Origin of the sequence: Achromobacter animicus, from assembly GCF_902859585.1 — a bacterium.
GTDB classification, from domain to species: Bacteria; Pseudomonadota; Gammaproteobacteria; order Burkholderiales; family Burkholderiaceae_B; genus Achromobacter; species Achromobacter animicus.
Genome location: NZ_CADIJM010000008.1, coordinates 100,810 through 121,265, shown reverse-complemented (window position 1 = coordinate 121,265; position 20,456 = coordinate 100,810). Strand labels below are relative to the sequence as shown.

Genomic DNA, 20,456 nt, shown 5'->3' with positions numbered 1-20,456 from the left:
CCGACAGCCAGCACGCCAGGGATCCCATGCCTACGCCGACCACCGCCCGCCCCGACTGCACGCCGACCCAGGTCATCCGCGTGCGGTCGGGGGCCATCGCCCCCGACGCCGAGACCGACTACGTCGCCGAGGAAACGCCGGTGGCGCTGGAATACAACGGCATCAGCCACGCCACCATGCTGGCCACGCCGGCGGATCTGGAAGACTTTGCCGTGGGGTTCTCGCTGTCCGAAGGCATCATCGGCAGCGTCAGCGACGTGCGCGGCATCGACCTGCTGCCGCAATGCGGCGGCATCGTCGTGCAGCTGGAGATCTCGTCCGCCTGTGAAATGCAGTTGAAGACGCGGCGCCGCGCCATGGCCGGCCGCACCGGCTGCGGCCTGTGCGGCGTCGAAACCCTGCCTGAAGTGCTGCGGCCGGTCGCCCCGGTGACCAACGGCGCACCCGTGCGCATCGAGGCCGTGCTGGCCGCCATGCGCGACATGCGCGCGCGCCAGACGCTGCACGACATCACCGGCGCCACGCACGCGGCGGGCTGGGCGGGCGCCGATGGCGCCGTCGCTTTTGTACGCGAAGACGTGGGCCGCCACAACGCGCTGGACAAGCTGGCCGGCGCGTTGGCGCGCCAGGCGGTCAACGGCAGCGACGGCATCGTCGTGGTGTCCAGCCGGGCCAGCTTCGAGATGGTGCAAAAGACGGCATCCGCCGGCGTTGCCGTGCTGGCCTCGGTCTCCGCCCCCACCGCCCTGGCCATCCGCCTGGCCACCGACGCCAACGTGACGCTCTTGGGCTTCACGCGCGATGGCGACGCCGCCATCTACACCCACCCCGAACGCATCCTTACTTGAACCGGACGCCAGACAGCATGGAAATCGTCAACCTGATCCGCATGGCCAACCGCATCGGCCAGTTCTTCGACGCCATGCCGGACCGGCCCGAGGCGCTGGAAGGCGTCACCAATCACATCCAGAAATTCTGGGAACCGCGCATGCGCAACGAGTTGCTGGACTTCCTGGCGCGCAGCCCCGACGGCGATGCCGGCGAGGAACAGCTTCATCCGCTGGTGCTGCAGGCGGTCACCCAGCATCGCGAGCGTCTTACCCCGCTTGCGCGCGTCGCATAGCGCACCCGGGCCGCCGCATGACGGCCCGCCCCGAAGTGGCAGGACAGCAACAGATCCATAAAAGAGGCGGCGTCACCGGGCTTTTCCGGGCTACGCACGCTATAAAGCCGCACCCCTGAGGAGACATCATGGAAAGTAGCGCCACCCTGGACCTGCCCGGCTCAAGGCCGGGTTTTTTCGACAAAGAACGCACCATCGCGGGGCCGGGCTTCTCGCGCTGGCTGGTGCCGCCGGCCGCCCTGGCCATCCACCTGTGCATCGGCATGGCCTACGGCTTTTCCGTGTTCTGGCTGCCGTTGTCCAAGGTGGTGGGCGGCGCGAAGCCGCTGGCCTGCCCGCCGGACATGAGTCTCGTGGCCGAGCTCTTCACCACGAGCTGTGACTGGAAGATCTCGACGATGGGGTGGATGTACACCCTGTTCTTCGTGCTGCTGGGGTGTTCGGCCGCGCTCTGGGGCGGCTGGCTGGAACGCGCGGGCCCGCGCAAGGCAGGCGTCGTGTCGGCGCTGTGCTGGTGCGGCGGCCTGGTCATTTCGGCCATCGGCATCTACCTGCACCAGATGTGGATGCTGTGGCTGGGGTCGGGCGTGATCGGGGGCATCGGGCTGGGGCTGGGGTATATCTCGCCGGTGAGCACGCTGATCAAGTGGTTCCCGGACCGCCGCGGCATGGCGACCGGCATGGCCATCATGGGCTTTGGCGGCGGCGCCATGATCGGCGCGCCGCTGGCCGACCTGCTGATGCGTCACTTCGCCACGCCAACCTCGCCGGGCGTCTGGCAGACCTTTCTTACCATGGCGCTGGTGTACTTCATCTTCATGATGTCGGGCGCCCTGGGCTACCGCGTGCCGCCCACCGGCTGGAAACCCGCGGGCTGGACGCCGCCCGCCAAGCAGGTCAATAACGTGATGATCACGCAGCGCCACGTCCACGTGAAGCGCGTGTGGGGCGTGCCGCAGTTCTGGCTGGTCTGGTGGGCGCTGTGCCTGAACGTCACCGCGGGCATCGGCATTCTGGGGATGGCGTCGCCGCTGCTGCAAGAAGTGTTCGGCGGCGGGCTCATCGACAAGCCTGAACTGGGTTTTGGACAGCTCGACAAGGACCAGCTCGCGGCCATCGCCGCCATTGCCGCCGGTTTCACGGGCCTGCTCAGCCTCTTCAACATCGGCGGCCGCTTCTTCTGGGCCAGCCTGTCGGACAAGCTGGGCCGCAAGATGACGTACTTCGTCTTCTTCGTGCTGGGCTTCTTTTTGTACGCCGCCATCCCCTGGACCGCGCACATCGGCGCCCTGGCGCTCTTCGTGGCGGCGTTCTGCGTCATCCTGTCGATGTACGGCGGCGGCTTTGCCACGGTGCCGGCCTACCTGGCCGACCTGTTCGGCACCCAGATGGTGGGCGCCATCCACGGCCGGCTGCTGACCGCGTGGTCGGCGGCGGGCATCTTCGGCCCGGTTCTCGTCAACTACATCCGCGAATACCAGTTGTCCATCGGCGTGCCGCGCGCCCAGGTGTATGACATCACCATGTACATCCTGGCCGGCATGCTGGTCGTGGGCTTTTTGTGCAACCTGGCCATCCGCCCGGTCAACGCCAAGTACTTCATGACCGACGAGGAACTGGCCAAGGAAAAGGCGCTGGCGCACGAGCGCGCCGTCGCCGCCGAAACCCACGGCGTGGGCAAGTCCAGCTTCCGCACCCCGCCCGCGCTGATCGCCTTTGCATGGGCGTGCGTCGGCATCCCGCTGGCCTGGGGCATCTGGATCACGCTGCAAAAGGCCGTCGTCCTGTTCCATTGACCCCATCCTGTCGCGGCGCCGCATGCGCCGCGCAGCAGTTCCAGGGCGCGAAGCTGCTACATTGGCAGCCCGCGCCCTTATCTTTTATGTGCCATTTCCCATGATCCTGCCCTTCCCCCTTTTCCCCACCGGAGCGACCTCTTGAACGCGCCTGAACTGCATTGGGAAGAAAACGGCGTCGCCCGCTCGGCCCGCTGGCACTCGGAAACCGGCGCCACGCCGCCCAAGCGCGTCATCGTCGCCGACGACACGCTGACCGCCGACATGGCCTACCGCCACGCCTGCGAAGGCGTCGGCCTGCTGTGGCGCGGCGACTTCCAGAACGCGCGCCAGCTGTTGCAGGCCATCACGCGCCGCGTCGACAAGCGCCCGCGCAAGCCGGTCGAAACCCAGCTCGAAGCCTTCAACCAGCATCGGCAGGTCCAGTCGCAGCGCGCCCGCATCCTGGGCATGCTGCTGATTCCCTTCGATGCCGGCCACACCATCCCCCTGCGCCGCGCGCCCGACGCGCATCCGGCCTGCGAAGCCGCACACGTGCCGGGCGATGCGCCATTCGTGGCGTCGCTGCGCGAACTGCTGGGCCTGATCGGCGCCTATGAATGGCGCAGGAAGGGCGTGGAGATTGCCGCGCTGAACAACCGCATCCACCCGCACTACGGCGTATTCTCGCCCGTGCGCGGCGAATATGTGGACCTGGTCGCCAACACGCCCATGCCGCGCGGCAGCGTGGCGTTTGATATCGGCACGGGCACCGGTGTTCTGGCCGCAGTGATTGCCCGCCGTGGCGGCAAACGCGTCATCGCCACTGACACGGATGCGCGCGCCATCGCCTGCGCGCACGAGAACCTGGAACGTCTGGGCCTGTCGGGACAGGTCGAGGTCGAACAGACGGACCTGTTCCCCGAAGGCCGCGTGTCGCTGATCGTCTGTAACCCGCCGTGGCTGCCCGCGCGGCCCAGCTCGCCGCTGGAACATGCTGTGTACGACCCGGACAGCCGCATGCTGCGCGGGTTTCTGAATGGATTGAAGGATCATCTGACACCGAATGGCGAAGGCTGGCTGATTCTGTCGGATCTGGCCGAGCACCTGGGCTTGCGCACACGCGAGCAGTTGCTGGAGATGATCGAAACCGCCGGGCTGCGCGTGATCGACAAGCTGGATACGCGGCCGGTGCACGGCAAGGCGCGGGACGCGTCGGATCCGTTGTTTGCAGCGCGGTCGAAGGAAATGACGTCGCTGTGGAGATTGGGCGCAGCCGACGCCTGAAGGGCTTGAGGGTGCGGGGCTTTCGACGCCGGGCGGGCGCCCCTTTCAACCCCAGATAGCGGAAGGCCGCGACCGCGGCTTGGGCGCAGCGGGAATGGGCGGGCGTGAAAAGAAATAGCCACGAGCCGCTGATTGGCTACAATTAGCAATCATTCCCATTAGCATCTGACCCGCAGACCCGTGCCGCCCGCCCCTTTTGCGTCCTCCGCCGAATTCGTCAGTCTGTACCGCGAGCACCATGGCTGGCTTGTGCAGATGCTGCGCCGCCGGCTTGCCGGCAATGCCGACAATGCCGCCGATCTGGCGCACGACACGTTCGAACGCGTCATGCGCAGCGAATCTCGCGCCGCGTTTGCCGAGCCGCGCGGCTTTTTGACCACGGTTGCCAAGCGTCTGCTGATCGACCAATCGCGCCGCCGGGCGATCGAACAAGCCTACCTTGAGACGCTCGCCGCGCGCAGCGAAGACGTGGCGCCCAGTCCCGAGACGCATGCGTTGGTGGTCGAGGCGCTGGATGCCGTGTGCCGCATGATGGAGCAGTTGCCGGCGCGGGTGCGCCGGGTTTTCGTGCTGGCGCAGGTGGAAGGCCTGCCCTATCTGGACGTGGCGCGCGAGCTGGGCATTTCGGTGGCGGCCGTGCAGCGCGACATGATCAAGGCGTGGGAACACTGCTACACGGTGCTGTACGCATGAGCGCCGCGCACACCGAGCGGGTGCATCCCGACATCATCCGGCAGGCGGCGCAGTGGATGATGCGCGCCGGCGACGCCCCGGACGCCGCCACGCAGGCCGCCTGTACGCAATGGCGCGAAGCAGATGCGCGCCACGAACTGGCCTGGCAGCGCCTGCAGGGCATCAGCCAGGATCTGAAGGCTGCCACCACCGGCAACGTGTCGACCGCCGCAGCGGGGCAGACCATCCTGCGCTATTGCGACCAACGCTCGCGCCGCGGCGCACTCAAATGGATGGCGGCCGGCGTCGGCCTGGGCGCGCTGGGCTGGATGGGCGCGCGCGAAGGGTTGTGGGACGGCAGCACGGTCTATCGCACCGCGACGGGCGAGCAGCGCGTCGTGCACCTGCCCGACGGCACCGTGCTGACCCTGAACACCGATTCGGCCGTGGCGATGCGCTATGACGCGCAGCAGCGCCGCATCGACCTGCGCAGCGGCGAGATCCTGATCGCCACAGGCACCGACGACGCAGGCCGGCCTTTCGGCGTAAGAACGCCAAACGGCCTGCTGACGCCGCTGGGCACGCGCTTTTCCGTGCGCCAGATGGACGACAGCCGGGGCGCCACGCACGTCGCGGTATTCGAAGGCGCCGTGCAGGTGGAGCCGGACGCGCAAGCGCAGGCGCGCCGGGTCGTGCATGCGGGCGAGCAGGCCGAGTTCGACCGCCGCAGCCTGTCGCCCGTGACCGCGGTGAACGAAACGGCGCCGGCCTGGACCGGCGGCATGCTGGTTGCGAACCGCATGCGGCTGGACCGGTTTGTGGCCGAGCTGGGCCGCTATCGCACCGGCATCGTGCGCTGCGACGCCGACGTGGCGCACCGCGAAGTCACCGGCGCGTTCCGGATCGACGACACCGACAAGGCGCTCGAGGTGCTTGCCGGCGTATTGGACCTGAGGCTGCGCTATCGCACGCGCTACTGGGTCAGCGTGGGCCGGGCATGAAGGCGCTGATTCGCGCCGATTCGTCGCCCGATTTCCCCCCCGATTTCGCCGCCCCCCCACGGCGCATCCCGACTATTTCGTAACAACGCCGCAGAATTTCATTTCTGGTTCGTTAGACCAAGAGAAGGCCCCGAGGCGCCCGCGGGCCGCGCTTTTCAATCGACGAATCAGGAACCCCCAGCCATGGCACGACGCCATTCCCCTTCTCCCCTCGCCTTGTCATCGTCTCCGCGCATGCGCTTGCGCCTTGCCGTCCACCTTGCCCTGACGGCGGCCGCCACATTCGCCCTCCCCGCCGCGTCGTGGGCGCAGGCCGCGTGGTCCGGCGAAGTCGCCTTTGCCATCGCGCCCACCACGCTGGATGTCGCGCTGGGCCAGTTCGGCGTGGCCGCCAAGGTCACGGTGGCGGCCTCGCCCGCCCTGACGCGCGGCGTGCAGACGCAAGGCTTGTCGGGCCGGTACACCGCGGAACAGGGCCTGTCCCGATTGCTGGCCGGCACCGGCCTGCAGGCGGTCGCCAACGCCAATGGCGAGGGTTACCACTTGCGGCGCATCCCGCAGGACACGCCGGGCGTGTCCACGCTGGCGCCGGTGACGGTGACCGGCATGACCAACGATCCCGTCACCGAAGGCACCGGCAGCTACACCAGCCGCGTCGTCACCATCGGCAAGGGCCGCCAGACGCTGAAGGAGATTCCCCAGTCGGTCACCGTCGTGACCCGCCAGCGCATGGACGACCAGAACGCCAACACGCTGGACGAGGTGCTGGCCAACAGCACCGGCATGACGCTCTACAAGAGCCCGATGGGCGGCAGCTACGTGTATTCGCGCGGCTTTCGCGTGGACAGCTACCAGTTCGACGGCGTGAACCGCGCCTTCTACTATCCCCAGGCCGACAGTTTCACCACCGAAACCGTGACGCTGGACCGCGTGGAGATCATCCGCGGCGCCACCGGGCTGCTGCAAGGCGCCGGCTCGCCAAGCGCGGCCGTCAACCTGGTGCGCAAGCGCCCGCTGGCCGAAACCCAGGTGCAGATGCTGGCCAGCGGCGGCTCGTGGAACAACTATCGCGCCGACATCGACGCCAGCGCGCCGCTCAACGAAGCCGGCACGCTGCGCGCCCGCGGCGTGGCCAGCTACAACGACCGCGAATACTTCTACGACAGCGCGAAAAGCCGCACCGGCGTGCTGTACGGCGTGCTGAGCTATGACTTCACGCCGGACACCACCCTGACCGGCGGCGTCAGCTACGAGGAACTCCGCTCCACGCCCTTCTTCCACGGCCTGCCGCACTACAGCAACGGCGACGACATCGGTTTGAAGCGGTCAACATCGCTGGGCCAGGACTGGAACCGCTGGAACGGCAAGCAGACCACCGTCTTTGCCGAGCTGGCGCATCGCTTCAACAAGGACTGGTCGCTCAAGCTGACCGGCACGTCCACCCAGGAATCCAACGATTCGAAGTACGCGTTCACGGAAGGCGCCGTAAATCCCGTGACCGGTTTGGGGCCCATGCTGTACGCAGGCCTGTTCGACATGTCCACGCACAACAAGGCGCTGAACCTGGATGTGGACGGCGCCTTCGAGGCGCTGGGCCGCAAGCACTCGGTGACCTTCGGCGCCAGCATCAACGAACTGACCAGCAAGAACGATTTCGCGCTGAACCGCCTGAACCGCGCGGTGAACGTGTGGAACCCGGATCACCATGTGCCGGAACCCACCGACGACTGGATGCGCGAGAACGCCTACCGCAGCGCCGCGACCATCGTGAAGATGAAGCAGACCGGCGTGTACGGCGTCGGCCGCTTCAGCCTGGCCGACCCGCTGACGCTGGTGGCCGGCGCGCGCGTGAGCTGGTACGAGAACACCAGCCGCTACCGCGACAGCGGCGAGCAGTACGTCGATCCCTACAAGGACAACGGCGTCGTCACGCCCTATGGCGGCCTGATCTACGCGTTCAATCCACAGTGGTCCGGTTATGTCAGCTACGCGCAGATCTTCGAACCGCAGAATGCGGTGGACGCATCGGGCAAGGTGCTGGACCCCATCGTGGGCAAGAACTACGAGATCGGCCTGAAGGGCGAACTGATGGATGGGCGCCTGAACACGTCCATCGCGCTCTTCCGCGTCGATCAGAAGAACCGTGCGCAGGAGGATCTGACCAGCGTGTGCTCGACGGGCGACATCTGCTACCTGTCGAGCGGCAAGGTGCGTAGCCAGGGCCTGGACGCCGAGATCAGCGGCGAAGTGGCACCTGGCTGGCAACTGTTTGCGGGCTACACGTTCAACACGCTGAAGTTCCTGGACGACACCTCGGTCACCAACACCAACTTCGCGCGCACCGTCACGCCCAAGCACATCCTGCGTCTGTGGTCCGACTACCGGCTGCCGGGTGAACTGTCGGCATGGTCGCTGGGCGGCGGCGTGAACTACCAGACGGGCAGCTACACGGAAACGCGTTCGGTGCGGGTCTCACAGGGGTCTTACGCGGTGTGGAATGCGCGCGTCGCGTACCAGATCAACAAGAACTGGTCGGCGGCGTTGAACGTGAACAACATCTTCGACAAGACCTACTACCAGACCATCGGCGCGCCGGGCTGGGGCAGCTTCTATGGCGATCCGCGCAACGCGACGCTGACGGTCCGCGGCACGTTCTGACGCGGGGCCTGAAAGGCGCGCGGCGCGCTGGCCATCGCCAGGCCTGCGCCGCGCGCCGCGTCAATTCAATAAGTGCAGCGTCAATTCAAGACGTGCTGCGTCAACTGAAGACGTGCAGCGCGCCCAACGCCAGAATCAGCGCAGGCGGCATCACCAAGACGCCCAGCCGCAGAAAGCTCAGCGCGCTGATGTGCATGCCTTCGCGGCGGACGGCCAGCAGCCACAGCAAGGTGGCGAGCGAGCCGCTGACCGACAGATTGGGGCCCAGGTCGATACCGATCAGCAGCGCGGCATTAGCCGTGCTGGACAGGTCGGCCATGCGCGCCAGCGTGCCCGCCATCAACCCCGCAGGCAGATTGTTGATGACGTTGCCCGACAGCGCGGCGCCCACGCCGCCAGCCCAAAGCGCGGCGTCCGCGGACAGGCCGCGCATCAGGTCCGCCAGATCCTGCAGCACGCCGCTGGCGGCCATGCCTTCGACCAATACGAACAGCCCGGCCACCAGGGGCAGCACGCCCCACGCGACACCCTTGATGAGCCGCAGCGGCCCCGACCGCGTTACCGCCAGCACCAGCGCCGCCGACACGCAGCCGGCAATCAGCGTCGGCAAGCCCAGGCGATGGCCGAGCGCCGACGTGATCAGCAGCGTCCCCGCCGTGAGGGCCACGCCCAGCGCGGCCATGCGCAGCGGCCATGTCATGGGCGGCAACGGCGGCGAAGCTTTCAACGGCTGCCGCAGATCATCGCGAAACACCAGCCGAAGCGTCACGTACGTGGAGCCGATGGCCAAGACGGAGGGCAGCGCAAAGTGCGCCAGCCATGGCCCCAGCGCGGGCATGCGATCGCCGAACACGACCAGATTGGCCGGATTCGAGATCGGCAGGACGAAGCTGGCCGCGTTGGCGATGAAGGCGCAGACGTACAGGTACGGCAACGGCGGCGCGCCGACCACCCGCGCCACAGCATAGACCGCGGGCGTCAGCACGACCGCGGTGGCATCGTTGGACAGCAGCACGGTGACCACCGTGCCCACCAGAAACACCAGATCGAAGAGCCGCCGGGCGGACCCGGCCGCGTGATCGGCAGCCGCCACCGCCACCCAGTCGAACAAGCCTGCCTGCCGGGCGACTTCTGCCACCAGCATCATGCCGATCAGGAACAGGTAGACGTCGGTGCCTTCCAGAATGGCGCTGCCCGCCTTGGCGGCCGGCAGCAAGCCCAGCGCCACCAGCGCGACCGCGCCGGCGGTGGCCCAAACGTACTCGGGGAGCCGCCACGGACGAAAAAGAATGGCCATCGTGGTCGCGGCGGCAATCAACCAGATCACGGCGTTGGATAGCGACATGCTTTCAGAAGAGGATCAAGGAAGGGAATTGGAAGCCGATGCGGCGGTCGCCGGGGCGGCCACGCGCGTTTCCGGCAACACCAGCAAGGTCATGCAAGCCAGGCCGGCAATGCCTGCCAGCGCCAGAAACGCTGCACTGTAACCCGCGTGCTGCACGATCAGGCCGGCGAGCCCGTTGCTGAGCGCCGCGCCGATACCGAACACCGTGGTGACGGCGCCCAGGCTGGCGTTGAACCGGCCGCTGCCCTGGGTCAGGTCCAGCACCATCAGGGGCAGGACAGCGCCGAAGATGCCCGCGCCGATGCCGTCGAGCAACTGCACGCCCACCAGCCACGCCGTGTCATCCGAAAACGTGTAGAGCACGCCGCGCAGCGGCAGGATGAGGAAACCGAACAGCAGCAGCGGTTTGCGCCCCCACTGGTCCGCATAGCGCCCCACGGCCATGGCGGCGGGAATCATGACGAACTGCGCGGCGACGATGCAGACCGCCGTGAGCGGCGTGGCGAGCGCCGGGTTCGCCAGGGCAAGCTTCTGCCCGACCAGCGGCAGCATGGCCGCGTTGGCCAGGTGGAACAGCGCGCAGCTCAGCGCCAGCAGCACGAGCGGCCGGTTGGACAGCAACTGGCGCAGCGGCACGGGCTGCGCATGCGCGGCGGCATCGTGGCCGGGCTCCAACCCGCGCGCCTTGTCCAGATCGATATGCGCGGGAAGACGCATCGTGGCGGCCAGGCTGGCCAGCGCCATCGCCGCCATCAGGTAGAACACCGCGACCGGCCCCCACACATACGCCAGCCCACCCGCGAGCAGCGCCGCGAAACCGTTGCCCGCGTGGTTGAACGACTCGTTGCGCGCGATGCGTTCCGTGAAGGCGTGCGCGGTGGTCAGTCCCAGGGTGATGCCCGCAATTGCGGGCGCGAACACCGATGACGCGACGCCTGCCACCGCCTGCGTCAGCGTGACCCAGACAAAGTTCGGGTTGGCCAGGACCGCCATGCACGCCACCGTCACGAGCACGGCGGCGGCAATCAGCAACGCGCGCTTGTTGGAGGCGCGGTCCACCAGCGCGCCGGCCGGCGTCTGGGCTGCCAGCGCCGCCAGCCCGGATATCGTCATGACGAGCCCGATGCTGTCAGGGCGCCAGTGATGGACGGCAAGCAGATAGATGGCGAGATAGGGGCCAAGCCCGTCCCGCACATCGGCCACGAAGAAGTTCAGCCAATCGAGAGGACGCGTTGCGGGCGATGGAGAGTGCAAGGCAGACGTGGAAAGCGTGGATGTCGATCGGTGTCGGCCTGGAATCGGCGCGAGGCCTTTGCCTCGGTTCGCCGGATATGCCGGAGCCGCGCGCCAGGCATGCGCCAGCGTTCGGATGGCGCATCTTAGATCACAACGATCCGGGCGTCAGCGACAATGCGCTACAGCGGCGCGGCGTTCAACGCCCTGTCAGTTTCAGGTCTGCATGATGCGTCATGCGCTGGCAGGTTGCACCCCGCGCCTCACCTCGCTCGGGGGCTGGCCGTATGCGCGCAGGAACGCCCGCCGCATGCGATTGCGGTCCGCGAAACCGGTATCGCGCGCCACGACATCCAGGGAATGCCGCCCTTCTTCCAGCATCCCGCGGGCCGCTTCCAGCCGCAGCAGCTCCACCACCTTGGCGGGGGAATGCCCGGTCTCGTCACGGAACACCCGGCTGAACTGGCGTGGCGACAAGCTGGCCGCCTCGGCCAGTTCCTCCACTGTCAACGCGTTGCGCAGATGCTCCTTGGCATAGACCAGCGCCCGTTGCACGCGGTCGGAGCGCGGTTCCAGTTCGAGCAAGGCAGAGAACTGCGACTGGCCGCCCGGCCGCCGGTGATAGACCACCAGCCGGCGCGCGACGTCGCGGGCCAGCGCCGCACCGTGGTCGTCTTCGATCAAGGCAAGCGCCAGGTCAATGGCGGCCGACATGCCAGCCGACGTCCAGATGTTGCCGTCGCGCACGAAGATGCGGTCAGGGTCGACGCGCACTTCGGGAAAGCGTTCCTGCAAGCTGCGCGCATGTGCCCAGTGGGTGGTGGCGGTGCGGCCGTTCAACAGGCCGGCCTGCGCGAGGACGAACGCGCCCGTGCAGACGCCCGCGACACGGCGCGCTTCGGTGGCGGCGCGCGCCACGTAGCGGGCCAGGCCGGGCGAGATCGGCCCTGGCATCAGTTCGCCCGCCACGATCAGGGTGTCGGGCATAACGCCCAGGGCGACAGTCTCGATGCCGGCGTTCATGGTGGACCGGATGAGGCCGCCGCCTTCCGACAGGATGGTGACGCGGTAGCCGTCGCGGTCCAGGGCGATGTTGGCGAATTCGAATGCCGCCAGCGCAGCCAAGCCCATCACCTGGAAGCCCTCTTCGAGAATGAGGCCGATCTGGCGCATGTTTAAACCTTTGTCTGGAAATGACGCTTTAAGGCTATTTGAGCTGCGAGTACTCGTCAACCGATGAATTGCTCGGGGGACGCGATGTGGTCTGCTTGCGCAGCATTTATCCCGTCAGCACGACGGACGGGGAAGTACACAAAAAATCAGCATGTCCTAAAACGACGCTTTATTGACATTTGAGACAAACTCAAACTGCCTCATAGTGCCAACACCGCGATCTGAAACGAACCCAGACGCTCACAACCGACCGAGGCACCGACATGCAACTGACCCAAAACACCATCTTCATCACTGGCGGCACTTCCGGCATCGGCCGCGCGCTGGCCGTCGCTTTCCACGACCTGGGCAACAAGGTCATCATCGCCGGCCGCCGGCAGGCGCTGCTGGACGAGATCGCCGCGGCGCATCCTGGCATCGAAGGCATCCAGCTCGACATCTCGGACGCTCAGGACATCGACCGCGTCGCCAAGACCCTGATCGCCAAGTACCCGTCGCTGAACGTGCTGATCAACAACGCGGGCATCATGCCGTTCGATGACCCGTCGTCCCAGATTGACGACGCCGTGTCGCAGCAGATCCTGGAAACGAACCTGCTGGGGCCGATCCGCCTCACGTCCGCCCTCATCCAGCATCTGAAGGCGCAACCGCGCGCGACGATCATCCACAACACGTCGATGCTTGCCTATGTCCCGATCGCCTCAAACGCCGTCTATTCCGCATCCAAGGCCGCACTGCATTCGTACGCGTTGTCGCAGCGGTTCATGCTGCGCGACACCAACGTGACGGTCCAGGAAATCGCGCCGCCATGGGTCGACACGGACCTCATCAAGAAAAGCGGCGATCCGCGCGCCATGCCGCTGGATGCTTTCATCGCCGAGACAATGCAGAAGCTGGCGACGGACGCGCCCGAGGTGCTGGTCGACGCCATCCGCGATCTGCGCGACAACCCCGGCTCGAACGAGCATGCGTTCGTGAACGCCTTCAATCAAAGCCTGGTCGACAACCCGATCCCGGTCTGAGGCCGCGCGAGGGGCGCCGCCGGAATTCCCCTACGCCCGCCCCGCCGCCACGTTCACGCTGATCGCGATGATGAACACGTTGAAGAAGAACGCGATGACGCCATGCGTCATCGCCATCCGCCGCAGCCGCCGGTTGACGATCTGCACGTCCGACACCTGGAACGTCATGCCCAGCACCAGCGAGAAATACGCGAAGTCCCAGTAGTCGGGGTCGTCCGTGCCCGGAAAGTCCAGACCCTTGTGCATGGCGCTCTTATGGCCGTAGTACCCGTGGGCATAGTGCAGCGCGAAGATCATGTTCATGTAAAGCCACGACAGCACGATGGTCACAGCGGCGGCCAGCGTGTCCACCAGGGCGCCGACGCTGCTTTGCGCATGCAGTTCGACCCACAGCGCAACGAGCACCATGCAGGACAGCGCGACGCTGCTCCACAGGACGCCAGTACGGCCCACATCGTGCTGGCGGGCGTGCAGGCGCATGGAAGCGGCGCTGGTGCGGCTGAACACGCGCACGGTCAGGATCAGGAAGACCAGCGCGCCGGCGTCAAAGCCCAGCAGGAGGGCGAGGCTGGGCGTCAGGCCGGCGGCGTATAGCCCGCCCGCGACGACGAGCAGCAGGCCGGCGCACAGCATCAGCCGGCGATGGGCGTCGAAGAACGGCAGCGGCTCGGCATTCGACGCCGCGCCGGCGCCGGCATCGCGGGGCGTGTCTTGCTCGGCGCGGTCATCCCGGGTGCTGCGGCCCCGGGCGCTTTCATCTAAAGCGTTTTCGTCTGAAGCGTTTTCGTCTGTGAGCGGCTGCATGGCGGGCTCCTGTCCGCAGTGCGCACCCGTGGCGCGTATCGCGCGCTGGGCTCGCAAGAGTCCCCTACGCTAACTGATACCAAGCAAACCGGCCAGCGCGCCCGCGAAAAGCAGCCACAGCGGGTGAATCCGCGTGACGCTGCCCAGGATCGCCACGATGGCGGCGATGGCGCCCAGCAACCACGTATGGACAGACGCCTCGGTGATGAGCGAGGCGCTGGCCGCGACCAGGCCCACGGTCATCGGGAAGATGCCCGCCTGAATGACCCCGCGCCAAGGGCGGTCCTTGAATTTTTCCCACAGCCCCAGCGCGATGACGGTGATGATCGACGACGGACCGAATTTGGCGATGGTGGTGGCAAGCACGCCCGGCAACCCCGCGACGTGCCAGCCGACCAGCGTGACGACCATCAGATTGGGCCCCGGCGCGGCCTGGCCCAGCGCGAAGAGCGCGGAAAAGTCGGCGGCGGTCATCCAGCCGTGCACCTCCACGACCTGGCGCTGCATCTCGGGCAGGATGGTGTTGCCGCCGCCGAAGGCCAGCACGGACAGCTGGGTAAAGATCAGGACGAGCGCGATCAGTGTGTGAATCATCGACGTTGCCTCCAGACCATCAGAATGCTGAGCGGCGTCAGGACCGCCATGGTGGGCAGCAACGGAATGCGCAACACGGCAATCGCAATGAAACAGGCGGTGGCGACCACGCCCGCCAGCCAGTCGCGGCGCTTGATGACCGGCATGCCGATCTTCACCGCCATCGAGATCAGCAACCCGGCTGCGGCGGCGGCCAGGCCGGCGAACAGGTGCTGGATGTCGGGATCGTTCTGGAACCGGTCGTAGACCATGCCCAGCATGATCACGATGATGGACGGCGCCAGGATCAGGCCCATCAGCGCGGCGAAGGCGCCGCGCGGACCGCGGAATTTCATGCCCAGGGCGACGGACAGGTTGATGATGTTGCCGCCCGGCAGGAACTGGCACAGGCCCAGCAGTTCGGTGAATTCGGCGCCGGTCAGCCAGCGGTGCTTTTCGACGACCATGCGACGGGCCAGGGGCAAGGCGCCGCCAAAGGCGGTCAGGCCCAGCACGAGGAATCCGTAGAACAACTGGCCGCAAGTAGGGGGAGGCCGTACGCCGGCCTCGTCAATGGGAAGTGCTGCGTTCATCTTTTTGGTGGCCGGCGCCAGGCCGGCAATGGGAACTGGCGGGGGGGCCGCGCCAGAGGTGGATAACGAACTTGCAGCGTACGCTTCGCCTTGAATAATGTCTAATATATGACAAGTTTAAATCTCATATCGAACACATATGGCAAGCGTAGATTTACGGCTCCTGCGTTATTTCCTGGCGGTCGCCGAGGAGTCCCACCTGACCAAGGCCGCCGCCCGGCTGGGCATTCGTCAGCCCCCACTCAGCCAGCAGATCCGGGTGCTGGAGGCCGAGCTGGGCGTGACCCTGTTCCACCGATTGCCGCGCGGCATGGAACTCACGGAAAGCGGCCGCGCGTTGCTGGATGATGCGCGCAACATCATCGCGATGGTGGACCAGGCCGTGGACGGTGTGCGGCGGGTGTCACAGGGCGAGGCGGGCCGCTTGACGGTGGGGTTCACGGGGTCGGCGGCATTTCATCCGTTCGTGCCGTCGGTCATCCGCCGTTTCCGCGAAAGCGCGCCGCACGTGCATCTGGTGCTGGAAGAGAGCAGCACCGGGGAACTGCGCGAGGCCGTGGCCGAAGGACGCATCGATGTCGCCTTCATCCGCGGCGCGCACGCCGACCCGGGCGTGCAGATGGAAACCGTGCTTGAAGAGGCCATGCTGGCGGCCTTTCCGGCCGACCATCCCGCCGTCAAGGGCCGCACGCGCAAGCGCATCGCGCTGTCGGAACTGGCGGACGAATCGCTGATCCTGTACCGGCGTCACAGCGGCCCGGGTCTGTACGACGCGATCATTGCCGCCTGCAGCGCCGAAGGCTTCAGCCCGCGCGTCACGCAGGAAGCGCCGCGCATGCTGTCCACGCTGAGTTTTGTTGCCGCGGGGCTGGGCGTGTCGCTGGTGCCGGCGTCGCTGCGCCGCGTGAACATCGAAGGTGTGGTTTACGTCAGCGTGACGCACCCGAAAGCCCTGCGCGCGCCGCTGAATCTGATCTGGCGCGATGCGCCGCTGTCGGGCGCCGCGCGCAAGCTGATCGACGAGGCACGGCGGCAGCGGGACGCATCGCCCGCGGCGGAAAGCCAGTAAACCCGCCAGTAAACCCGCCGGTAAACCCGCCGCTGGACCCGCCGCTGAACCCCGCCGGCAGAACGCCAGTAGGCCCCGGCGCTACACTTGCCGCCACCGCATCCTGCATAGACCAACGTCTTTCCATGCTTTCCGAATCCCCCATCGGCGTGTACGACTCCGGCGTCGGCGGGCTGAGCGTTCTGCGCGCGATCCGCGACGCGCTGCCCAACGAGTCCCTGCTCTACGTCGCCGACTCCGCCCATGTGCCCTACGGGGAAAAGACCCAGGCGTTCGTCGAGCGCCGCGCCTGCGCCATCGCCGACTATTTCGTGTCGCAGGGCGCCCGCGCCATGGTGGTGGCCTGCAACACCGCCACCGCCGCGGCGATCGCGTTGCTGCGCAAGCGTCATCCCGAGCTCATCATCATCGGCGTCGAACCCGCCATCAAACCCGCGGCGCACCTGACGCATACGGGTGTGGTCGGCGTCTTTGCCACGACGGGGACGCTGGCCAGCCCCAAGTTCGCCGCGCTCGTGCAGCGCGAGGCGCCCGAAGTGCGCATCCTGCTGCGCCCTTGCCCGCAGTGGGTCCGGCTGGTCGAGCAAGGCGTGCTGTCGGGCCCCGAGGCCGTTGAGGCCGTGCGCGCACCGGTGGCCGAATTGCGCGAGGCCGGCGCGGACGTGCTGGTGCTGGGCTGCACGCACTTTCCCTTTCTGCGCGACGTGATCCAGGACGCCGCCGGCCCTGGCGTTCCGCTGCTGGAAACGGGCGCGCCGGTGGCGCGCTGGCTGCGCCACCAACTGCAGGAACGCGGCCTGCTGAGGGATCGCGGTCCGGGCGGACTGCGCTTGCAGACCACCGGCGAAGCGCCCGCGCTGGCGCGCCAGGCGAGCCTGCTGCTGGGCACTGCAATGACGGCGGAGACGGTGCCCGACGCGTGGCGGGGAACGCCCTCCCCTTGATCCGACGCATCGCCGGGGCGCCGCCGGCGGGGCGAATGTGGGATACAGTGGAACGCACGCCCCCCTACGGTTCGCAAGGAGACGCTCATGAAACGCATCCTGATTCCCGTCGATGGTTCAGAACCCGCCCTGAACGCGGTCAAGGCGCTGCTCGACGCGCGCCGCTACGATCCCGTCGAACGCGTGGACCTGCTGACAGTCCAGATTCCCTTGAAGGCCGGCGCGTTCGGCAGCGGCCTGTCGCAGGAAGAGATCGACGCCTATCACCAGGAAGAAGGCGAGGCCGCGGTTGAGGCCGCGCGCGCACTGCTGACGCAGGCCGGCGTGCCGTTCGAGACCCACATCCAGGGCGGCGCGGCCGCCGAGACGATCGTACGCGTGGCCGAAGAAACCGGCGCAAACGAGATCTTCATGGGGACACGGGGGCTGGGGTCCGTGTCAGCGCTTTTCATGGGGTCGGTCGCCACGGGCGTGCTTTCCCTGACCGAACTGCCGGTCACGCTGGTCAAGTAAGGAGCTGCGATGCTGAATATCCTTGTTCCCGTCGACGGCTCCGAAAACGCCGACCGCGCCGTCGTGTACGCCCGCCGCCTCGCGCAGGGCGCCAAATCGGCGCGCATCCATCTCATCAACATCCAGACTCCGCCACGCGGACGCGCCGGGGTGTCGCGCCTGATCACGCAGGACATGATCAATGACTTCTACGCCCGCGAAGGCCGCGAAGCGTCAGAAGAGGCGCGCAAGCAGCTGGATTCGGCCGGCGTGGACTACGTCAGTCATGTGGTCTTTGGCAACGCCCCGGCGGAAATCGCGGGTTATGCGCAGGACCATGGCTGCGCGCGCATCGTCATGGGCACGCGCGGCAATGGCAAGCTGGCCAACATCCTGATCGGGTCGGTCGCCAATCAGGTCGTGCAGTTGGCGCACGTGCCGGTCACGCTGGTGAAGTAGGCGAGCGTCATGCCTACCCTGCGCATCCTGCCGGCGGCCGTCCTGGCGTTGACGCTGCTCAGCGCCTGCGGCGAGGTTGCCAAGCTGCCCGTCGAAGCGGGCATGGGTCCTGATCCCCAACTGCCGCCGCCCAACACCACGCTCATTCCCACGGTGAACACGGCCCAGGCCGTGGGCTGGCAGGACGGCGCGCAGCCGACGCCCGCCGCCGGCCTTGCCGTCACCGCCTACGCCAGCGGACTGGACCATCCGCGCTGGCTGTACGTGCTGCCCAACGGCGATGTGCTGGTCGCCGAGACCAACGCGCCGCCTAAGCCCGAGGACGCGCCGGGCGGCATCAAGGCGTGGGCCACGGGGTTGGTGATGAAGCGGGCCGGCGCCAAGACCGTCAGCGCAAACCGCATCACGTTGCTGCGCGATGCCGACCACGACGGCGTCGCCGAAACGCGGACCGTCCTGCTGCAAGACCTGAATTCACCGTTCGGCATGGCGCTCGTCGGCAACCATCTTTATGTCGCGAATGCGGATGCAGTCGTGCGCTTTCCCTTTACGCCGGGGCAGACGCACATCACCGCCCCCGCCGAGAAGGTCACCGACCTGCCCGCGGGCCTGAACCATCACTGGACCAAGAACCTCATCGCCAGCCCGGACGGGTCGCGGCTGTACGTGTCCGTCGGCTCGAACAGCAACGTGGGCGAAAACGGCATGGACATCGAGGAGGGCCGCGCCGCCATCTGGGAGCTGGACGTGGCCAGCGGCCAGAAGCGCCTTTTTGCGACGGGGTTGCGCAATCCGGTCGGCATGGCGTGGGGGCCGGACGGCAAGACACTGTGGACAGCGGTCAACGAGCGCGATGAACTGGGCAGCGACCTTGTTCCCGACTACATGACCTCTGTGCGCGACGGCGGCTTCTATGGCTGGCCGTACAGCTATTTCGGCCAGCACGTCGATACGCGTGTGACGCCGCCGCGGCCGGACCTAGTGGCGCAGGCCATCGTGCCCGATTACGCGCTGGGCCCGCACACCGCCTCGCTGGGCTTGGCGTGGTCCGGCGGCGCCAAGCTGCCGGCGCCCTTCGTCAACGGCATGTTCGTCGGCCAGCACGGATCTTGGAACCGCGATCCGCGCAGCGGCTACAAGGTGATCTTCGTGCCCTTCGACCAGAACCAGCCCGCCGGTCCGGCCCTGGACGTGCTGACCGGATTTCTCAATGACGCCGGCCAGGCGCAGGGCCGGCCGGTAGGCGTGGCCATCGACGCGCAGGGCAGCCTGCTGGTGGCGGACGACGTGGGCAACGTGATCTGGCGCGTGGGGTCCAAGCCGTAGCCGTCCGCGTCCGGCGTCTTGGGCCACACGCCCACCCGCCCCTACAATGGCCGCTCCCGAATTCCAGACTGGAGCGAGCATGAGCACGGAAAAAGTGGCGATCCTCACGGCGGCCGGCAGCGGCATGGGTGCGGCGGCGGCGCGCAAGCTGGCGGCGGACGGCTACCGCGTGGCCATCCTGTCCTCGTCCGGCAAGGGCGCGGCGCTGGCGCAGGAACTGGGCGGCCTGGGCGTCACCGGCTCAAACCGCTCGACCGAAGACCTGTCCCGCCTGGTTGAAGCCACCCTGCAGAAGTGGGGCCGCGTCGATGCGGTGGTCAACAGCGCCGGCCACGGTCCCAAGGGTCCGCTGCTGGAGATCAGCGACGACGACTGGCATCTGGGCATGGAGTTCTACCTGCTGAACGTCGTGCGCATCACCCGCCTGGTCGCGCCGGTGATGAAGCAGCAGCAGTCCGGCGCCATCGTCAACATTTCCACCTACGCCACCTTCGAGCCGGAAGCGCTGTTTCCGACGTCGGGCGTGTTCCGCGCGGGCCTTGCCGCCTTCACCAAAGTGTTCACCGACGAATACGCGCAGCACAACGTGCGCATGAACAACGTGCTGCCCGGCTTCATCGACAGCCTGCCCGAAAAGGAAGACCGCCGCGTGCGCATTCCGATGGGCCGCTACGGCACGGCGCAGGAAGTGGCGGACCTGATCGCGTTCCTGGCCTCCGACGCGTCGTCCTACATCACCGGCCAGAACATCCGCATCGACGGCGGCATCACGCGCTCCGTGTGACCCGCGCGGTATGACGCGCGCGCGACGCGTCATATCCGCCTGATCTCATGCGTTTGGTGTAGTCCCTCGTCCGAATGACGGTATTGAAGGCCCCGCCGGGCTTTTAGTACCGTAGGTTTTCGC

At 67.2% G+C, this 20,456-nt stretch carries 20 protein-coding genes; 14 read left to right on the top strand and 6 right to left on the bottom strand.

The window, feature by feature from the left end; all coding sequences use genetic code 11:
• The first annotated feature begins 26 nt into the window (after positions 1–26).
• The 7 genes from fdhD to HV681_RS18875 all read left to right on the top strand — a co-directional run bounded on the left by fdhD (position 27) and on the right by HV681_RS18875 (position 8,516).
• Positions 27–848 (top strand): formate dehydrogenase accessory sulfurtransferase FdhD, encoded by an 822-nt coding sequence (fdhD, locus tag HV681_RS18905; RefSeq protein ID WP_175124505.1) that lies wholly within the window; start codon positions 27–29, stop codon positions 846–848.
• Between the two features lie 17 nt (positions 849–865).
• The gene (locus HV681_RS18900) at positions 866–1,123 is read left to right on the top strand and encodes a formate dehydrogenase subunit delta (RefSeq protein WP_105240256.1); all 258 of its coding nucleotides are present in this window, start codon (positions 866–868) and stop codon (positions 1,121–1,123) included.
• 128 nt (positions 1,124–1,251) lie between these two features.
• Positions 1,252–2,919: an OFA family MFS transporter gene (locus tag HV681_RS18895; RefSeq protein ID WP_175124504.1), complete on the top strand. Its 1,668-nt coding sequence runs from the start codon at positions 1,252–1,254 to the stop codon at positions 2,917–2,919.
• 141 nt (positions 2,920–3,060) lie between these two features.
• Positions 3,061–4,185: a methyltransferase gene (locus tag HV681_RS18890; RefSeq protein WP_175124503.1), complete on the top strand. Its 1,125-nt coding sequence runs from the start codon at positions 3,061–3,063 to the stop codon at positions 4,183–4,185.
• Between the two features lie 180 nt (positions 4,186–4,365).
• Entirely contained in the window at positions 4,366–4,878 is a 513-nt protein-coding gene (locus HV681_RS18885; protein WP_175124502.1) for a sigma-70 family RNA polymerase sigma factor, read from the top strand.
• Complete coding sequence (locus HV681_RS18880; RefSeq protein ID WP_175124501.1) at positions 4,875–5,858, top strand: FecR domain-containing protein; 984 nt, start codon at positions 4,875–4,877, stop codon at positions 5,856–5,858. The genes HV681_RS18885 and HV681_RS18880 overlap by 4 nt, the downstream gene beginning before the upstream one ends.
• Positions 5,859–6,041: 183 nt before the next feature.
• The gene (locus HV681_RS18875; RefSeq protein WP_175124500.1) at positions 6,042–8,516 is read left to right on the top strand and encodes a TonB-dependent siderophore receptor; all 2,475 of its coding nucleotides are present in this window, start codon (positions 6,042–6,044) and stop codon (positions 8,514–8,516) included.
• Positions 8,517–8,616: 100 nt separating this feature from the next.
• Here the strand turns inward: HV681_RS18875 and HV681_RS18870 are convergent, their stop codons facing one another.
• The 3 genes from HV681_RS18870 to HV681_RS18860 all read right to left on the bottom strand — a co-directional run bounded on the left by HV681_RS18870 (position 8,617) and on the right by HV681_RS18860 (position 12,267).
• Positions 8,617–9,861, bottom strand: coding sequence for an arsenic transporter (locus HV681_RS18870; RefSeq protein ID WP_175124499.1), 1,245 nt, complete (start codon positions 9,859–9,861; stop codon positions 8,617–8,619).
• A 15-nt stretch (positions 9,862–9,876) separates the two neighbouring features.
• Positions 9,877–11,115 (bottom strand): MFS transporter, encoded by a 1,239-nt coding sequence (locus HV681_RS18865; RefSeq protein WP_175124498.1) that lies wholly within the window; start codon positions 11,113–11,115, stop codon positions 9,877–9,879.
• 213 nt (positions 11,116–11,328) lie between these two features.
• Positions 11,329–12,267, bottom strand: a complete 939-nt coding sequence (locus HV681_RS18860) for a GlxA family transcriptional regulator (protein WP_175124497.1) — start codon at positions 12,265–12,267, stop codon at positions 11,329–11,331.
• 263 nt (positions 12,268–12,530) lie between these two features.
• On the opposite strand from HV681_RS18860, the gene HV681_RS18855 reads away from it, so the two are divergent.
• Positions 12,531–13,289 (top strand): SDR family oxidoreductase, encoded by a 759-nt coding sequence (locus tag HV681_RS18855; RefSeq protein WP_175124496.1) that lies wholly within the window; start codon positions 12,531–12,533, stop codon positions 13,287–13,289.
• A gap of 30 nt (positions 13,290–13,319) precedes the next feature.
• Here HV681_RS18855 and HV681_RS18850 read toward each other — a convergent pair whose 3' ends face one another.
• From HV681_RS18850 to HV681_RS18840, 3 genes are all read right to left on the bottom strand, one after another.
• A complete protein-coding gene (locus HV681_RS18850; RefSeq protein WP_175124495.1) occupies positions 13,320–14,093 on the bottom strand; it encodes a DUF1345 domain-containing protein in 774 nt (257 codons plus the stop codon).
• Positions 14,094–14,162: 69 nt separating this feature from the next.
• Positions 14,163–14,687: a chromate transporter gene (locus HV681_RS18845; RefSeq protein WP_175124494.1), complete on the bottom strand. Its 525-nt coding sequence runs from the start codon at positions 14,685–14,687 to the stop codon at positions 14,163–14,165.
• Positions 14,684–15,259 (bottom strand): chromate transporter, encoded by a 576-nt coding sequence (locus tag HV681_RS18840; RefSeq protein WP_175124493.1) that lies wholly within the window; start codon positions 15,257–15,259, stop codon positions 14,684–14,686. Before HV681_RS18840 ends, HV681_RS18845 begins: the two co-directional genes overlap by 4 nt.
• Positions 15,260–15,398: 139 nt before the next feature.
• Here HV681_RS18840 and HV681_RS18835 point away from each other — a divergent pair, with 139 nt between their 5' ends.
• The 6 genes from HV681_RS18835 (at position 15,399) to HV681_RS18810 (ending at position 20,333) form a co-directional block, all read left to right on the top strand.
• Positions 15,399–16,328 carry a LysR family transcriptional regulator gene (locus HV681_RS18835; RefSeq protein ID WP_175124492.1) on the top strand — a complete coding sequence of 310 codons (930 nt, stop codon included), beginning with the start codon at positions 15,399–15,401 and terminating at the stop codon, positions 16,326–16,328.
• 125 nt (positions 16,329–16,453) lie between these two features.
• Positions 16,454–17,272 carry a glutamate racemase gene (murI, locus tag HV681_RS18830; protein ID WP_175124491.1) on the top strand — a complete coding sequence of 273 codons (819 nt, stop codon included), beginning with the start codon at positions 16,454–16,456 and terminating at the stop codon, positions 17,270–17,272.
• Positions 17,273–17,359: 87 nt separating this feature from the next.
• Positions 17,360–17,785, top strand: coding sequence for a universal stress protein (locus HV681_RS18825; RefSeq protein ID WP_175124490.1), 426 nt, complete (start codon positions 17,360–17,362; stop codon positions 17,783–17,785).
• 9 nt (positions 17,786–17,794) lie between these two features.
• Positions 17,795–18,223: a universal stress protein gene (locus tag HV681_RS18820; RefSeq protein WP_175124489.1), complete on the top strand. Its 429-nt coding sequence runs from the start codon at positions 17,795–17,797 to the stop codon at positions 18,221–18,223.
• Positions 18,224–18,232: 9 nt separating this feature from the next.
• Entirely contained in the window at positions 18,233–19,549 is a 1,317-nt protein-coding gene (locus tag HV681_RS18815; RefSeq protein ID WP_175124488.1) for a PQQ-dependent sugar dehydrogenase, read from the top strand.
• A 79-nt stretch (positions 19,550–19,628) separates the two neighbouring features.
• Positions 19,629–20,333: an SDR family oxidoreductase gene (locus HV681_RS18810; protein WP_175124487.1), complete on the top strand. Its 705-nt coding sequence runs from the start codon at positions 19,629–19,631 to the stop codon at positions 20,331–20,333.
• Positions 20,334–20,456: the final 123 nt, after the last annotated feature.

Excerpts from the sequence above, each read along its gene's own strand:
- fdhD (WP_175124505.1), top strand. The coding sequence starts at position 27 with ATGCCTACGCCGACCACCGCCCGCCCCGACTGCACGCCGACCCAGGTC.
- HV681_RS18900 (WP_105240256.1), top strand. The coding sequence starts at position 866 with ATGGAAATCGTCAACCTGATCCGCATGGCCAACCGCATCGGCCAGTTC.
- HV681_RS18895 (WP_175124504.1), top strand. The coding sequence starts at position 1,252 with ATGGAAAGTAGCGCCACCCTGGACCTGCCCGGCTCAAGGCCGGGTTTT.
- HV681_RS18880 (WP_175124501.1), top strand. The coding sequence starts at position 4,875 with ATGAGCGCCGCGCACACCGAGCGGGTGCATCCCGACATCATCCGGCAG.
- HV681_RS18875 (WP_175124500.1), top strand. The coding sequence starts at position 6,042 with ATGGCACGACGCCATTCCCCTTCTCCCCTCGCCTTGTCATCGTCTCCG.
- HV681_RS18870 (WP_175124499.1), bottom strand. The coding sequence starts at position 9,861 with ATGTCGCTATCCAACGCCGTGATCTGGTTGATTGCCGCCGCGACCACG.
- HV681_RS18860 (WP_175124497.1), bottom strand. The coding sequence starts at position 12,267 with ATGCGCCAGATCGGCCTCATTCTCGAAGAGGGCTTCCAGGTGATGGGC.
- HV681_RS18855 (WP_175124496.1), top strand. The coding sequence starts at position 12,531 with ATGCAACTGACCCAAAACACCATCTTCATCACTGGCGGCACTTCCGGC.
- HV681_RS18850 (WP_175124495.1), bottom strand. The coding sequence starts at position 14,093 with ATGCAGCCGCTCACAGACGAAAACGCTTCAGACGAAAACGCTTTAGAT.
- HV681_RS18845 (WP_175124494.1), bottom strand. The coding sequence starts at position 14,687 with ATGATTCACACACTGATCGCGCTCGTCCTGATCTTTACCCAGCTGTCC.
- HV681_RS18840 (WP_175124493.1), bottom strand. The coding sequence starts at position 15,259 with ATGAACGCAGCACTTCCCATTGACGAGGCCGGCGTACGGCCTCCCCCT.
- HV681_RS18835 (WP_175124492.1), top strand. The coding sequence starts at position 15,399 with ATGGCAAGCGTAGATTTACGGCTCCTGCGTTATTTCCTGGCGGTCGCC.
- murI (WP_175124491.1), top strand. The coding sequence starts at position 16,454 with ATGCTTTCCGAATCCCCCATCGGCGTGTACGACTCCGGCGTCGGCGGG.
- HV681_RS18825 (WP_175124490.1), top strand. The coding sequence starts at position 17,360 with ATGAAACGCATCCTGATTCCCGTCGATGGTTCAGAACCCGCCCTGAAC.
- HV681_RS18820 (WP_175124489.1), top strand. The coding sequence starts at position 17,795 with ATGCTGAATATCCTTGTTCCCGTCGACGGCTCCGAAAACGCCGACCGC.
- HV681_RS18815 (WP_175124488.1), top strand. The coding sequence starts at position 18,233 with ATGCCTACCCTGCGCATCCTGCCGGCGGCCGTCCTGGCGTTGACGCTG.
- HV681_RS18810 (WP_175124487.1), top strand. The coding sequence starts at position 19,629 with ATGAGCACGGAAAAAGTGGCGATCCTCACGGCGGCCGGCAGCGGCATG.